This is a genomic window from Pseudomonas sp. Irchel s3a18, assembly GCF_900187535.1.
Classification (GTDB): Bacteria; Pseudomonadota; Gammaproteobacteria; order Pseudomonadales; family Pseudomonadaceae; genus Aquipseudomonas.
The window spans coordinates 13,075-27,090 of record NZ_FYDV01000027.1 but is presented as its reverse complement, the minus strand read 5'-3'; the positions used below and the strand labels follow the sequence as shown (position 1 = coordinate 27,090).

Below are 14,016 nucleotides of genomic sequence, written 5' to 3'. Positions count from 1 at the left end.
GTTCAGTGAGCCGCAAGCTCAAGCTTGCGGTTACATCATTCTTCCGTAGGAGCGAGCTTGCTCGCGAAGATGGAACAACCGACACAATTTCTGTGCCTGGACGACCATCGTCGGAGCGCCGCCCGGGGCAAGCTCGCTCCTACAGGGGCTATCAGCTATCCAGCGCTTTGTACTTTTCGCGCAGGTGGTTACGAATCCACACTGCCGACAGGTTCAGGGTGGCAATCACCAGCACCAGCAGCAGCGCCGTGGCGTACACCAGCGGTCGCGCGGCTTCGACGTTCGGGCTCTGGAAGCCGACGTCATAAATGTGGAAGCCCAGGTGCATGATCTTCTGATCCAGGTGCAGGTACGGGTAGTTGCCGTCCAGCGGCAGCGACGGTGCCAGTTTCACCACCCCCACCAGCATCAGCGGCGCCACTTCACCCGCGGCGCGGGCCACGGCGAGGATCATGCCGGTCATCATCGCCGGGCTAGCCATCGGCAGGACAATTTTCCACAGGGTCTCAGCCTTGGTCGCGCCCAAGGCCAGGGAGCCTTCACGCACGGTGCGAGGGATCCGCGCCAGGCCTTCCTCGGTGGCCACGATCACCACCGGCACCGCCAGCAGCGCCAGGGTCAGCGAGGCCCAGAGCAGGCCCGGGGTGCCGAAGGTCGGCGCCGGCAAGGCTTCCGGGAAGAACAGCCGGTCAACCGAACCGCCCAGTACATAGACGAAGAAGCCCAGGCCGAAGACCCCGTAAACGATGGCCGGAACACCCGCCAGGTTGTTCACGGCGATGCGGATCACCCGGGTCAGGGTGTTCTGCTTGGCATATTCACGCAGGTAGACCGCTGCCAGCACACCAAATGGGGTAACGATCATCGCCATGATCAGGGTCATCATCACCGTACCGAAAATCGCCGGGAAGATCCCGCCTTCGGTGTTGGCTTCACGCGGATCGTCGCTCAGGAACTCCCAGACCTTGCTGAAGTAGAAGCCGATCTTGGTGAAGGTCCCCATCGCGTTCGGCTGGAAGGCATGAACCACCTTGCCGAGTTCGATTTCGATTTCCTTGCCATTGGCATCACGGGCCGTGAGGCTGTCGCGATTGACCTGTGCATGCAGTTCGCCAAGGCGCTTTTCGATGTCCTGATAACGGGCATTCAGTTCAGCACGCTCAGACTCCATGTCTGCCTGTGCAGCAGCATCGAGGTTGCCGTCGAGCTCCAGTTTGCGACCGTGCAGACGAACGCGCTCCAGACCGGCGTTGATCGCGCCGATGTCGACTTTTTCCAGGGTCTTGAGCTGGGCTGCCAGCTGGCTGACCCGCTTGATTCGCGCTTGCAGCTCAGGCCATGCTGCCTCGCCTTCGGCGATGACCTTGCCGTCCTGTTTGACGTTGACCAGGTAACCGTAGAAATTGCCCCACTCACGGCGCTCGATAACCATCAGTTCCCGCGGTGTGGTCTGGTTGGTCAGCCACTCGCCGACGATCCAGGTGAAGTCACTGCCATTCAAGTCACGGTTGCCAACCTTGATCAGCTCGCGTGTCATGAACTCCGGACCCTCGTCGGGTACCGGCAGGCCAGCGCTTTTCAGGCGCTCGCGTGGCACTTCTTCTTTCTGCACCACTTCGCCAACCACGACATGGTTGGCCTGGCCCGGCACCTGGTACTGGGCCTGTATCAGGTCTGCCGGCCAGAAATGGCCCAGACCGCGCACGGCAATCACTGCCAGCAAGCCAATGGTCATGATGACCGCGATGGCCACCGCGCCACCGCTGATCCAGACGCCCGGGGCGCCGCTCTTGAACCATCCTTTCAGGGAGTTCTGTTTCACAGACTTCTACCTTTCTTAAAGCGACGAGTATTTCTTGCGCAGACGCTGACGAATCAGCTCCGCGAGGGTGTTCATGACGAAGGTGAACAACAGCAGTACCAGCGCCGAGAGGAACAGCACGCGGTAGTGACTGCCGCCGACTTCCGACTCCGGCATTTCCACCGCAACGTTGGCAGCCAGGGTACGCAGGCCTTCGAACAGGTTCATTTCCATGACCGGGGTGTTACCGGTAGCCATCAACACGATCATGGTTTCGCCGACCGCACGACCCATGCCGATCATCAGTGCCGAGAAGATGCCCGGGCTGGCGGTGAGGATTACCACGCGAGTCATGGTCTGCCACGGCGTGGCGCCAAGGGCCAGGGAGCCCAGGGTCAGGCCGCGGGGCACACTGAACACGGCATCTTCAGCGATCGAGTAGATGTTCGGGATAACCGCGAAGCCCATGGCCAAGCCAACCACCAGGGCGTTGCGCTGGTCGTAGGTGATACCCAGGTCATGGGAGATCCACATGCGCATGTCGCCGCCGAAGAACCAGGTTTCCATGTACGGGCTCATGTACAACGACAACCAACCCACAAACAGGATCACCGGGATCAGGATCGCGCTCTCCCAGCCGTCCGGCACTTTCAAGCGCAGGGACTCAGGCAGGCGACTGAAGGTGAACCCGGCCACCAGGATGCCGACCGGCATCAGCAACAGCAGGCTGAAGATCCCCGGCAGGTGCCCTTCGACGTACGGCGCCAAGAACAGACCGGCGAAGAAACCGAGGATCACCGTCGGCATCGCTTCCATCAGCTCGATCACTGGCTTGACCTTGCGACGCATGCCCGGAGCCATGAAGTAGGCGGTGTAGATCGCGGCGGCAACGGCCAACGGCGCGGCCAACAGCATGGCGTAGAACGCAGCCTTCAAGGTACCGAAGGTCAGCGGCGACAAGCTCAGCTTGGGTTCGAAGTCCGTGTTGGCGGCGGTCGATTGCCAGACGTATTTAGGTTCGTCGTAGTTTTCATACCAGACCTTATTCCACAACGCGCTCCACGAAACTTCCGGGTGCGGGTTGTCCAGCAGCAGCGGTTGCAGCTTGCCGCCCTGCTCCACGATCACACGGTTGGCCCGTGGCGACAGACCGAACAGCCCCTGGCCGTCGACCACCTGGTCCACCAGCAAGGTACGGTGGGCGGTGCTGTGGAATACGCCGAGCTTGCCGGACGCATCGAGGGCAACAAAACCTTTGCGGCGCTCTTCGGCGGTGATTTCAACGATCGGCGCAGACCCCATCTGGAAGGTGCGGATCTGCTTCAGGCGTTGTTCGCCATCCGGATCGCGGGCCATGAACCACTGGGCCAGGCCACCTTTGGAGTCACCGAAGATCAGCGAGATGCCGCCCACCAACTGAGTGCTGGCGGTGATCTCGGTCTCGCCGTTTTCGAGCAGTTTGTAACGGCCGTTGAGGCTGTTGTCGCGCAGGTTGAACACGTCGGCCTGGGCACGCCCGTTGACCACATATAGCCACTGCTGACGCGGGTCGACGAAGATGTTCTTCACCGGCTCGGTCATCTGCGGCAGCTCGATGCGCTTCTGCTCGTTGGTGACCTCACCGGTCATCATGTTCTCTTCGCTGGTCAGCGACAGCACATGCAACTGGGCGCCGGTAGAGCCGGCAAGCAACAGGGTCGAATCCGTGGCGTTGAGGCTGACGTGCTCCAGCGCACCGCCCTGCTCGTTCAACACGATCGGCGTTTCGCCGTACGGATACTCGATGGCCGGCGAAATGGTTTTCTTGCCGTCCGGGTAGCTAACTTTATAGGTATGGCGGAACACCAGCGCCTGACCGTTGGACAGGCCCACGGCAACCAGCGGATGACCTGGCTGATCCTTGCCAATGGACGTCACGCTGACACCGGCCGGGATCGCCAGGTCAACACGGCGCAGTTCGGCGCCACTGTCGATATCGAAGAACAATGCCTGGCCCTTGTCGGAAACCCGCAGGGCGACCTGGTTCTGTTCTTCGAGGGAGATCATCAGCGGCTTGCCGGCGTCTTGCATCCAGGCCGGGGTGATCGCGTCCTTGCTGGTCAGCTCGGCGCCCTGGAACAGGGGCGCGACGACGTAGGCAAGGAAGAAAAAGATCAGGGTGATGGCGCCGAGTACGGCAAGGCCGCCGATGAGGACATACCAGCGGGTCAGGCGATCCTTGAGCGCGCGAATGCGACGCTTGCGTTGCAGCTCAGGCGTATTGAAATCAATTCGCTTGGGGGGATTAGTAGTCATGTTGGAATTGGCCAGATCATTCATGCGCACACCCTAGCGATCCTGTATGACAGAAAGATGACAATGCAGTGACGCGACAAATCCGCCTCCAGCGGGTACTGGCGGTGGATAGAGAATTAGAGGTGTGTGAGGGGCGACTCCTGCCGCCCCTCACGTGAGTCCGGAGATATCAAACCGGACTCAGGGTTTTACTTTTTTGCGACTTCAGTGCCACCTTCTTGCAGACCCAGGTCAGCCAGTGCCTTGGCGGCAACTTTGGCTGGCAGCGGGATGTAGCCGTCTTTTACTACAACTTCCTGGCCTTGCTTGGACAGAACCAGCTTCACGAACTCAGCTTCCAGCGGGGCCAGAGGCTTGTTCGGGGCCTTGTTGACGTACACGTAGAGGAAACGCGACAGCGGGTACTTGCCGTTCAGTGCGTTTTCTTCGGTGTCTTCGACGAACTCGGTGCTGCCTTTCTTGGCCAGGGCGACGGTCTTGACGCTAGCGGTCTTGTAACCGATGCCCGAGTAGCCAACGCCGTTCAGCGAAGAGCTGATCGACTGCACCACCGAGGCCGAGCCTGGTTGTTCGTTGACGTTTGGCTTGAAGTCGCCTTTGCACAGGGCTTCTTCCTTGAAGTAGCCGTAGGTGCCGGATACCGAGTTACGGCCGAACAGCTGGACTGGCTTGTTGGCCAGGTCGCCGGTCACACCCAGGTCACCCCAGGTCTTGACGTCGGTTTTGCTGCCGCACAGGCGGGTCGAGGAGAAGATCGCGTCAACCTGCTCCATGGTCATGTGCTTGATCGGGTTGTCCTTGTGCACGAACACGGCCAGGGCATCCACGGCAACCGGAATGGCGGTCGGCTTGTAGCCGTATTTGGTTTCGAAGGCCTGCAGCTCGTTGTCCTTCATTTTACGGCTCATCGGGCCCAGGTTAGCGGTGCCTTCAGTCAGCGCGGGTGGCGCGGTGGAGGAACCGGCCGCCTGAATCTGGATGTTTACGTTCGGGTATTCTTTTTTGTAGTGCTCAGCCCACAGGGTCATGAGGTTGGCCAGGGTATCGGAGCCGACGCTGGACAGGTTGCCCGACACACCAGTGGTCTTGGTGTAGCTCGGGATCGCAGGATCAACAGCGGCAACTGCGTTGGCAGTCGCAACGCCAGCAGCGACAAAGGTCATTGCCGCCATCAAACGCTTCAGTTTCATGCCTTACTCCTGGTAATAGGGTGTGTTAAGTCGGGGCCAAGTATCGGCAGGCCGTGTGAACACTCTATGACTTGAATATGACAATTAGATGAAAGGCCAGCACTCGAAAAGCAGAAACACCAATACCTTGTAGCGCGGTTGACAAATCAATCATAAAATATATTCTTGTCAACCACGAGAGGAACTCATGATCAACGACCGAATTCACCGTGCTCGCCTACTGCGGGGTCTGTCCCTTGACGCTCTGGCGCTCCAGCTTGGTGACATTACCAAGCAAGGTTTGAGCAAGTACGAGAAAGGGTTAAGCACCCCTAATTCCGCCCGGTTGCTGCAAATGGCCAAGGTACTGCAGGTGAATCCTGAGTACTTCTTCCGTGCGGACGCTGTACCGCTCGCACCATTGGAGTTTCGCAAACTGGCGAAAATGCCCAAATACCGTCAGGTTCAGGTTGAAGAGCAGATTCGCGAACATCTCGAGCGCTATATCGCTTTGGAGGATTGCTTCGACCTAGTGGACATTCAGACTCCGGCCACCCCGGCGCAAATGCTACCGGTCTCCTCTATAGATGAAGCCGAACATGCCGCCGAGGCATTACGTGAGTTTTGGGGAATTGGTAGCGATCCGATTTCCAACCTGACCGAACAACTGGAAGAGCACAGCATCAAGGTAGCGATGCTCATGGGGCCGGATGACTTCGACGGGGCCTGCGCCGCCACCAGTGATGGGCGCCATGTCTTGATCGCGCTGAATGCCGAGCGTCCAGGTGAACGTATCCGCTTCACAGCGGCTCATGAGCTCGGCCATTGGGTCATGAAGTTGCCTGAAGCCATGTCCGAACGGGACAAGGAAAACTGCTGCCATCGTTTCGCGGGAGCCTTCCTCTACCCAGCCAAAGGGGTCACCAGCGATTTCGGTAGCCACCCTCGCTCACGGGTTCATCCCCGCGAACTGCTCATCGCTAAACGCCAGTATGGGATTTCTATGCACGCTGCGCTGCGCCGACTCAAGGACCTGAATCTGCTCAGCGACGGCGGTTACAAATCCCTCAGTATTCAATTCAGTGCAAATGGCTGGCGGAAGGTTGAGCCCGAGCCGATGCCCTGCAAGCCACCGCAGCGTTTCGAGTCGTTAGTGTTCTGGGGACTGGCGGAAGGGTTGATCACTAAATCCCGCGCAGCGGAACTTTTACGCAAACCAGTGAGCACACTTGATCCAAACTTCCTGGGCTCACTGGAGAGTGCATGACTCTGGTCTACATCAGCGATACGAATATCTGGATCGATTTCAGAAATGCTGGACTATTGGAGCAGATGTTCAAACTGCCGTTCTCTCTATGCTGTACGGATTTCGTACTGCATGAGCTCGAAGATTTCCCCCATGACGAATTGCTCGCTCATGGTTTGATTATTGAGTCCTTTGATGGGTCCGGAGTCGCCAAACTGTTCAGCCTCAAAGTCGAACACAACAATAGCTCGCTGGCCGATGTTTCCTGCTATCTGCTAGCGCAGGAAACTGGCCGACCATTGTTGACCGGCGATGGCAAACTCAGACGCCAGGCTCAGCGAGATGGGGTACAAGTGTATGGCGCCCTCTGGTTACTCGACCTGATGGTCGAACATGAAGTCATTCTACCGGCACATGCTGCGCAAGCTTTGGACAACATGATTGAGCGCGGAGCGCGCTTACCGTCAGGTGAATGTGATGCAAGGCTTTCGCACTGGCGCAAGCCTTAGCAACTGACTGCTTATCGTTATCGCCCTTTCCTCCAGAGATAGCCCCCCACCACGATCCCCACGCCGCAGATGATCGCGACATAGTAGGCAGGCCCCATCGGGCTCTCCTTGAGCAGCAAGGTAACGACCATCGGGGTCAGGCCACCGAAGATCGCATAGGCCAGGTTGTAGGAGAACGACAGGCCGCTGAAGCGCACCACCGCCGGGAATGCCTTGACCATGACATAGGGCACGGCACCGATGGTGCCGACCAGCAGTCCGGTCAGGGAGTACATCGGGAACAGCCAGTCAGGGTGGTTGAACAGGCTGTGGTAGAAGGTCCACGAGCTCAACAGCAGCAAGCCGCTACCGAACACGAATACCCGACCGGCACCGAAACGGTCAGCCAGCGCACCAGACGCCACGCAGCCCAGGCTCAGGAATACGATCGCCAGGCTGTTGGCCTGCAGCGCCGTGGTCGCCGGGAAATGGTAGACCGTCTGCAGCACCGTGGGCGTCATCAGAATGACCACGATGATCCCCGCCGACAGCAGCCAGGTCAGCAGCATCGAGATGGCGATAGCGCCGCGATGGTCGCGCAGCACCGCACGCAACGGTACCTCTTCGGCCAGCGCCTTGCGCAGTTGCAGCTCGGCGAACACCGGGGTTTCGTGCAGCCAGCGGCGCAGGTAGACCGAAAACAGGCCAAATACACCGCCCAACAGGAACGGGATCCGCCAAGCGTAATCGGACACCTGCTCCGGGGTATAAATGCTGTTGATCGCCGTGGCGACCAGTGAGCCCAGCAGGATGCCCGCCGTGAGGCCCGACGTCAGCGTGCCGCAGGCGTAACCGATGTGCCGCCCGGGCACGTGTTCGGAAACGAATACCCAGGCACCCGGCACTTCACCACCAATGGCGGCGCCCTGAATCACCCGCATCAGCAACAGCAGGATGGGGGCCCACATGCCAATCTGCGCGTACGTGGGCAGCAGGCCCATGATCAAGGTCGGAACGGCCATCATGAAAATGCTCAACGTGAACATTTTCTTGCGCCCCAACAGGTCGCCGAAGTGCGCCATGACGATGCCGCCCAATGGGCGCGCCAGGTAACCGGCAGCAAAAATGCCGAAGGTCTGCATCAAGCGCAGCCACTCGGGCATGTCCGCCGGAAAGAACAGCTTCCCGACGACCGTGGCGAAAAACACGAAGATAATGAAGTCGTAAAACTCCAGCGCACCGCCCAGGGCGGAAAGCGACAGAGTCTTGTAATCGTTGCGGGTCAAGGGACGTGCGGGTTGCGCGGGTGTCGCTATGCTCGATGGCGCTGTGATCATGGCAAGGGCTTCTCTTCTTATAGTCAGATCTGCAACCCCAACAACGCTGGCAGGGGCTTGGGCAGGTTTGGCACGATAGCAAATTGTTCGAAAAAGCACATGGAAGCGCGTATTTGACGGTCAAAATGAGAACCGGACGGTCGTCGCGCGGTCTACCGCTCGATATACTCGCAGTCTGTAATACCTCGGAAGGGGTTGCTGTGCGAAGACGCTGCTGGCTCTACCAGCCGATTTCGCAGAGTTTCCCCCTAGTTCGCCTTATGGAAAACGTGACGAACGTAGTATGTTCGGGGCTGAATCGTTTTTCCTGGAGACGGCTATTCACCTGAAGTACCAACGAAGAGTCACGGGTCAGAGGCACCCCCGGCATGATAGAACTCGAACAAGAAGATCCGATTCCGCAAGGCGACCTGGCCCTGCAAATCACCGCACTTCCTCGTGAAACCAACGGCTTTGGCGATATTTTCGGCGGCTGGCTGGTATCACAGATGGACCTGGCCGGCACGGCAATGGCCAGCAAAGTGGCCGGTGGTCGCGTGGCCACTGTCGCGATTGATCGCATGGCCTTCCTGGTCCCTGTCGCCGTGGGCGCTCAGCTATCCTTTTATACCCAGGCACTGGATATCGGTCGCAGCTCGATTCAGATGATGGTCGAGGTCTGGAGCGACGATCCGTTGTCCAGCGAGTGGCGCAAAGTAACGGAAGCGGTGTTTGTGTTCGTCGCCATTGATGGCAGCGGCCGTACCCGTTCGGTTCCGCCCAGGGCTCGTTGAACCTGGGAAGCGTTAAACCCGGCGGCCGTTTTGCGGTCCATTGCCGTCATTGATCCTGAACGAGATGTGCATCATGCCTACGCCCAACGTTGAAACGGTGAAACTGGACGATCTGAATTGCTGGCGCATTCGCCACGGTCAGGCCGAATTACTGGTGGCACAGCAAGGCGCGCACATCCTTAGCTATCAACTGGCCGGGCAACCGCCACTGATCTGGCTCAATGACGAGGCCGTGTTCAAGACTGGCAAAAGCATCCGGGCTGGCGTGCCGGTGTGCTGGCCGTGGTTTGGCAATCTGGACCGCAACCCGCCCAGCGTGCAGGCGATGCGCGTGAGCGAGCAACCTGCTACGGCCCACGGGCTGGTGCGGGCGATGGACTGGGAGCTGGGCGCCATAGAAGCCGAAGGCGAAGCCCTGAACGTCGAATTCCTCCTGCCCTGCCCCGAAGGCGGCTTGCCGGGCTGGCCCCACCAGGTTGATTTGACGCTGAGCATTCGTCTGGATGAACAGTTGCACATCAACCTGACCAGCCTCAATCGCGGCGCCGACCAAGTGAGCATCAGCCAGGCGCTGCACAGCTACTTCGCGGTCAGCGATGTGCGCAACGTGCATGTCGAAGGGCTGGACGGGCTGAGCTACATCGAAACCCTGGATAACTGGAATACTGTCACTCAATCCGGCGACCTGCATTTTACCGGCGAGACTGACCGTATCTACCTCGATACCCCGCCGACGCTGAGCATTGTCGACCCCGCTTGGGAGCGGCGCATCGAGCTGACCAGCAACGGTTCGCGCTCGGCGGTGATCTGGAACCCGTGGACCGAGCGCGCGGCGGCATTCAGCGACATGGCGGATGATGGCTGGCAGCGCATGCTGTGCATCGAGACCGCCAATGTGATGGATGACATCGTGACCCTGGCACCGGGAGCGAGTCATACCCTGGGCGTGAGCATCGGCAGCCAGCCGCTCTGATAGCGCAACAGCCATGTGGGTGCGAGTAAGCCCGCCCCCACATCTGAATACCTACAGATCCGCTTCCTGCACCACCCGCACCTGCGCCGCATCCAGCGCATAGGCTGCATCGGCCAGATCGTTGCTGACCGCCTCGATCTTCAGCGTTCCGGTCACCCACAGCGGCGTGTAGATGTCGTCCAGCTTCAACCCCTTGGGATAGCGCACCAGCACCAGCTGATTGGGGGGGGGTGGCGGCACATGGATGCAGGCGCCCGGGTACGGCACCAGGAAGAACAGCGTACTGCGGCCCTTGCCATCGGTTTCCAGCGGCACGGGATAGCCGCCGAGACGGATGTGCTTGTCGTTCATCGAGGCCACGGTGTTGCTTGAATACATCACCGCCGGCAGGCCCTTGCTTTGCTTCAGGCCACCCTTGTCGGTAAAGGTGCCAGTGGCTTCAGGGGAGTCGTGGTCGATCTCGGGCATGGCTTCGAGAGCCTTCTGGTCCGACTTGGGCATCAGCTCAAGCCAGTCGGTTTCTGGCAGTTCGCCAGCGTGGGCAAGGCCTGTGCCCAGCAATACAAGAGTCAGCAGAAGACGGCGCATGAAAGTGCTCGGTAAGAAGGGACGGTCAATCGCCGAGCATTCTAGCCCGCCCCGCCTGCGCGGCAGAGAGGGCTTTGTCGCTTGAATCAGTTCTTTTTCACCAGGCCGTAGATCACCAGCAACACCACCGCGCCCACCAGGGCACCGATAAAGCCTGCGCCTTGACCCGCCTGGTAGAGGCCGAGCGCCTGACCGCCGTAGGTAGCCGCCAGAGAGCCACCGATACCGAGCAGGATGGTCATGATCCAGCCCATGCTGTCATCACCCGGTTTCAGGAAACGAGCCAGCAGGCCCACGATCAATCCGATGAAGATGGTTCCAATAATTCCCATGGCGCTTCCCTCTGAGTGAAATGGATTGCTCAAAGCCTAGCCAGACTTTGGCATCCTGCCATCAGAGGGTGGTGGTCACCGAAGGTTCCCACCGGGCCTGTGGATTATTGCTCGGCGATGAGCGCTTCGACCTTGAGGATCTGCCGCTCCAGCGTGGCCTTGTCGGCACAGCGCAAGTTGGCGTGACCGACCTTGCGGCCGACCTTGAACGCCTTGCCATAGTGGTGCAGATGGCAATCGCTGATGGCGACGACCTGCTCAACCGGCGGCACCACGCCGATGAAGTTGAGCATGGCGCTCTCGCCCACCTTGGCGGTCGAACCCAACGGCAGGCCGGCAACGGCGCGCAGGTGGTTTTCGAACTGGCTGCACTCGGCGCCTTCGGTGGTCCAGTGCCCGGAGTTGTGGACACGCGGGGCGATTTCGTTGGCCTTGAGGCCACCGTCGACTTCAAAGAACTCGAACGCCATCACGCCCACATACTCCAGTTGCTTGAGCACGCGGCTGGAGTAATCTTCGGCCAGGGCTTGCAACGGGTGGTCTGTGCTGGCCACGGACAGCTTGAGAATGCCGCTGTCGTGGGTGTTGTGCACCAGAGGGTAGAACTTCGTCTCGCCATCGCGAGCGCGCACGGCAATCAGCGACACTTCACCGGTGAAGGGCACGAAGCCTTCCAGCAAGCAGGCGACACTGCCCAGCTCGGCGAAGGTGCCCACAACGTCTTCTGCGCTGCGTAGAACCTTCTGGCCCTTGCCGTCGTAACCCAGGGTACGGGTTTTCAGCACGGCCGGCAGACCGATGGCGGCAACGGCTTCGTCCAGGTCGGCTTGCGACTGGATGTCGGCAAAGGCCGGGGTCGGAATGCCCAGCTCCTTGAACATGCTCTTCTCGAACCAGCGATCGCGAGCGATGCGCAGCGCTTCGGCGCTCGGGTACACCGGGACGAATTGCGACAGAAAGGCCACGGTTTCAGCCGGGACGCTTTCGAATTCGAAGGTCACCAAATCGACTTCGTCCGCCAGTTGACGCAGGTGATCCTGATCGCCGTAATCGGCCCGCAGGTGCTCACCCAGCGCCGCTGCGCAGGCATCCGGTGCGGGGTCCAGGAAAGCGAAGTTCATGCCCAGCGGAGTCCCCGCCAGGGCCAGCATGCGACCTAACTGGCCGCCACCGATTACACCGATCTTCATCGTCAACAACCTCAGGCGATGCGTGGGTCTGGATTGTCCAGAACGCTGTCTGTCTGTTCAGCACGGAAGGTCTTGAGCACCGCGTGGAACTGCGGATGCTTGGCACCAAGGATACTCGCCGACAGCAGGGCGGCGTTGATCGCACCGGCCTTGCCGATGGCCAGGGTGGCAACCGGAATGCCCGCAGGCATCTGCACGATAGAGAGCAGCGAATCGACACCCGAGAGCATCGACGACTGCACCGGAACGCCCAGTACCGGCAGGTGGGTCTTGGCCGCACACATGCCTGGCAGGTGGGCCGCGCCACCGGCACCGGCGATGATCACCTCGATGCCACGCGACTCGGCCTCTTCGGCGTACTGGAACAGCAGGTCCGGGGTGCGGTGGGCCGAGACCACTTTCACCTCGTAAGGGATGCCGAGCTTTTCCAGCATATCGGCGGTGTGGCTAAGGGTGGACCAATCGGACTTGGAGCCCATGATCACGCCAACCAGTGCACTCATCGTCGCGCCTCTTCTCTCTGGGCGCCCGCAGGCGCGTCAAAAAACAACAAGCCACGCAGAATGCGTGGCTTGATTGTACGAATTATGGCCAGACAAGCCGGCCGAAGGCCGCGCAGTATACCGTAATACCGCAGATAAACAGCCCCCTGCGCGACCATCTGTCATACGGCTCCAAGTGCCGGTTTTATTGACTTCAAGGTCAGCAGACAGGTGCCCGACGGCGAGGCCGGAAACTCATGTATTCGGGACTCCCTGCGCCGCGCCGCCCTCGAGCTTGCGCCACAACAACCGCACATTGGCCTTGCGCACCAGCGCACAGCGATACAGGCGGATCTCCAGCGGCACATGCCACTGCGGTCCGCCACAGACCACCAGCTCACCGCGCGCCAGTTCAGCCCGCGCACTCAGTTGTGGCACCCATGCGATCCCCAGCCCTTCCAACGCCATGCTCTTCAGGCTGTCGGCCATCGCCGTTTCATAGACGGTGGTGAAGCGCAGGGCGCGCTGGCGCAGCAGCATGTTCACCGAGCGCCCCAGAAACGCGCCGGCACTGTAGGCCAGCAACGGCACGCTGGCCTCGCCTTCGAGGTCGAACAGCGGCTTGCCGTCGGCATCGGCTGCGCACACCGGGAGCATTTCGGTATGGCCCAGGTGCAGCGACGGGAAAATCTCCGGGTCCATTTGCAGAGCGGCGTCCGGGTCATAGAACGCCAGCATCAGGTCGCAACCGCCTTCGCGCAGCGCATGCACGGCGTCGCCCACGTTGGTGGCGACCAATCGCGTGGCAATGTTCAGGCCCTCGTTGCGCAGTTGCGCGATCCAGCGCGGAAAGAAGCCCAGGGCCAGCGAGTGGGCGGCCGCAACTTGCATCACCTCCCCTTGTCCGCCTTCCAGGTGATGCAGGTGGCGCAACACTTCGCCCAGCTGTTCGACCACCGTGCGTGCCGTTACCAGGAACAGTTGCCCGGCGGCCGTGAGTTCGATGGGCGTGCGTGAACGGTTGACCAGCGTCAGCCCCAACGCAGCCTCGAGGCTACGGATCCGCCGGCTGAAGGCCGGTTGGGTCACGAAGCGCCGTTCGGCGGCCTGCGAGAAACTACGGGTGGCGGCCAGGGCACTAAAGTCCTCAAGCCATTTGCTTTCCAGATTCATCACGTCCTCCCGGACACGCACCAATTTAGGTCACACGTTCGTCGCGCACACGGCGTCACATGGGCATTATGCCGAATATGCATAGGCCAGTGCTTAACAGCATTGGCCCAAAATTCTCCACAAGCCTAGCATTCACAGCGTTCCGGCACAGACCGGGTCCATATCGAGA

13 protein-coding genes are annotated in these 14,016 nt (G+C 60.2%); 4 read left to right on the top strand and 9 right to left on the bottom strand.

Annotated features, from left to right (window positions below):
- Positions 1–151: 151 nt before the first annotated feature.
- The 3 genes from pstA to CKW29_RS24460 form a co-directional block, all read right to left on the bottom strand.
- Entirely contained in the window at positions 152–1,822 is a 1,671-nt protein-coding gene (gene pstA / locus CKW29_RS24470; RefSeq protein ID WP_095149270.1) for a phosphate ABC transporter permease PstA, read from the bottom strand.
- A 15-nt stretch (positions 1,823–1,837) separates the two neighbouring features.
- Positions 1,838–3,871, bottom strand: a complete 2,034-nt coding sequence (locus CKW29_RS24465; protein WP_176465334.1) for an ABC transporter permease subunit — start codon at positions 3,869–3,871, stop codon at positions 1,838–1,840.
- A gap of 413 nt (positions 3,872–4,284) precedes the next feature.
- The gene (locus CKW29_RS24460; protein WP_095146290.1) at positions 4,285–5,286 is read right to left on the bottom strand and encodes a phosphate ABC transporter substrate-binding protein PstS; all 1,002 of its coding nucleotides are present in this window, start codon (positions 5,284–5,286) and stop codon (positions 4,285–4,287) included.
- Between the two features lie 187 nt (positions 5,287–5,473).
- Between CKW29_RS24460 and CKW29_RS24455 the strand changes: the two genes are divergently transcribed.
- Together CKW29_RS24455 and CKW29_RS24450 are read left to right on the top strand one after the other, a co-directional pair.
- The gene (locus tag CKW29_RS24455; RefSeq protein WP_095146289.1) at positions 5,474–6,532 is read left to right on the top strand and encodes a helix-turn-helix domain-containing protein; all 1,059 of its coding nucleotides are present in this window, start codon (positions 5,474–5,476) and stop codon (positions 6,530–6,532) included.
- The gene (locus CKW29_RS24450; protein ID WP_095149269.1) at positions 6,529–7,020 is read left to right on the top strand and encodes a type II toxin-antitoxin system VapC family toxin; all 492 of its coding nucleotides are present in this window, start codon (positions 6,529–6,531) and stop codon (positions 7,018–7,020) included. Before CKW29_RS24455 ends, CKW29_RS24450 begins: the two co-directional genes overlap by 4 nt.
- 17 nt (positions 7,021–7,037) lie before the next feature.
- On the opposite strand, the gene CKW29_RS24445 is transcribed toward CKW29_RS24450, so the two are convergent.
- Positions 7,038–8,336 (bottom strand): MFS transporter, encoded by a 1,299-nt coding sequence (locus tag CKW29_RS24445; RefSeq protein ID WP_095146288.1) that lies wholly within the window; start codon positions 8,334–8,336, stop codon positions 7,038–7,040.
- Positions 8,337–8,704: 368 nt separating this feature from the next.
- Between CKW29_RS24445 and CKW29_RS24440 the strand changes: the two genes are divergently transcribed.
- Positions 8,705–9,109: an acyl-CoA thioesterase gene (locus tag CKW29_RS24440; protein ID WP_095146287.1), complete on the top strand. Its 405-nt coding sequence runs from the start codon at positions 8,705–8,707 to the stop codon at positions 9,107–9,109.
- 73 nt (positions 9,110–9,182) lie between these two features.
- Entirely contained in the window at positions 9,183–10,082 is a 900-nt protein-coding gene (locus CKW29_RS24435) for a D-hexose-6-phosphate mutarotase (RefSeq protein ID WP_095146325.1), read from the top strand.
- Positions 10,083–10,133: 51 nt separating this feature from the next.
- On the opposite strand, the gene CKW29_RS24430 is transcribed toward CKW29_RS24435, so the two are convergent.
- The 5 genes from CKW29_RS24430 to CKW29_RS24410 form a co-directional block, all read right to left on the bottom strand.
- Complete coding sequence (locus CKW29_RS24430) at positions 10,134–10,670, bottom strand: DUF3299 domain-containing protein (RefSeq protein WP_095146286.1); 537 nt, start codon at positions 10,668–10,670, stop codon at positions 10,134–10,136.
- A gap of 86 nt (positions 10,671–10,756) precedes the next feature.
- A complete protein-coding gene (locus CKW29_RS24425) occupies positions 10,757–11,002 on the bottom strand; it encodes a GlsB/YeaQ/YmgE family stress response membrane protein (protein ID WP_095146285.1) in 246 nt (81 codons plus the stop codon).
- Positions 11,003–11,106: 104 nt separating this feature from the next.
- Complete coding sequence (locus CKW29_RS24420; protein ID WP_095146284.1) at positions 11,107–12,192, bottom strand: 5-(carboxyamino)imidazole ribonucleotide synthase; 1,086 nt, start codon at positions 12,190–12,192, stop codon at positions 11,107–11,109.
- Positions 12,193–12,203: 11 nt separating this feature from the next.
- A complete protein-coding gene (gene purE / locus CKW29_RS24415) occupies positions 12,204–12,695 on the bottom strand; it encodes a 5-(carboxyamino)imidazole ribonucleotide mutase (protein WP_095081226.1) in 492 nt (163 codons plus the stop codon).
- A gap of 234 nt (positions 12,696–12,929) precedes the next feature.
- Positions 12,930–13,847 carry a LysR substrate-binding domain-containing protein gene (locus tag CKW29_RS24410; protein ID WP_095146283.1) on the bottom strand — a complete coding sequence of 306 codons (918 nt, stop codon included), beginning with the start codon at positions 13,845–13,847 and terminating at the stop codon, positions 12,930–12,932.
- Positions 13,848–14,016 lie beyond the last annotated feature (169 nt).

What these genes read in the sequence shown, in the direction of transcription:
- CKW29_RS24465 (WP_176465334.1), bottom strand. Translation starts at nt 3,871, where the DNA reads ATGCAAGACGCCGGCAAGCCGCTGATGATCTCCCTCGAAGAACAGAAC.
- CKW29_RS24460 (WP_095146290.1), bottom strand. Translation starts at nt 5,286, where the DNA reads ATGAAACTGAAGCGTTTGATGGCGGCAATGACCTTTGTCGCTGCTGGC.
- CKW29_RS24455 (WP_095146289.1), top strand. Translation starts at nt 5,474, where the DNA reads ATGATCAACGACCGAATTCACCGTGCTCGCCTACTGCGGGGTCTGTCC.
- CKW29_RS24450 (WP_095149269.1), top strand. Translation starts at nt 6,529, where the DNA reads ATGACTCTGGTCTACATCAGCGATACGAATATCTGGATCGATTTCAGA.
- CKW29_RS24445 (WP_095146288.1), bottom strand. Translation starts at nt 8,336, where the DNA reads ATGATCACAGCGCCATCGAGCATAGCGACACCCGCGCAACCCGCACGT.
- CKW29_RS24440 (WP_095146287.1), top strand. Translation starts at nt 8,705, where the DNA reads ATGATAGAACTCGAACAAGAAGATCCGATTCCGCAAGGCGACCTGGCC.
- CKW29_RS24435 (WP_095146325.1), top strand. Translation starts at nt 9,183, where the DNA reads ATGCCTACGCCCAACGTTGAAACGGTGAAACTGGACGATCTGAATTGC.
- CKW29_RS24430 (WP_095146286.1), bottom strand. Translation starts at nt 10,670, where the DNA reads ATGCGCCGTCTTCTGCTGACTCTTGTATTGCTGGGCACAGGCCTTGCC.
- CKW29_RS24425 (WP_095146285.1), bottom strand. Translation starts at nt 11,002, where the DNA reads ATGGGAATTATTGGAACCATCTTCATCGGATTGATCGTGGGCCTGCTG.
- CKW29_RS24420 (WP_095146284.1), bottom strand. Translation starts at nt 12,192, where the DNA reads ATGAAGATCGGTGTAATCGGTGGCGGCCAGTTAGGTCGCATGCTGGCC.
- purE (WP_095081226.1), bottom strand. Translation starts at nt 12,695, where the DNA reads ATGAGTGCACTGGTTGGCGTGATCATGGGCTCCAAGTCCGATTGGTCC.
- CKW29_RS24410 (WP_095146283.1), bottom strand. Translation starts at nt 13,847, where the DNA reads ATGAATCTGGAAAGCAAATGGCTTGAGGACTTTAGTGCCCTGGCCGCC.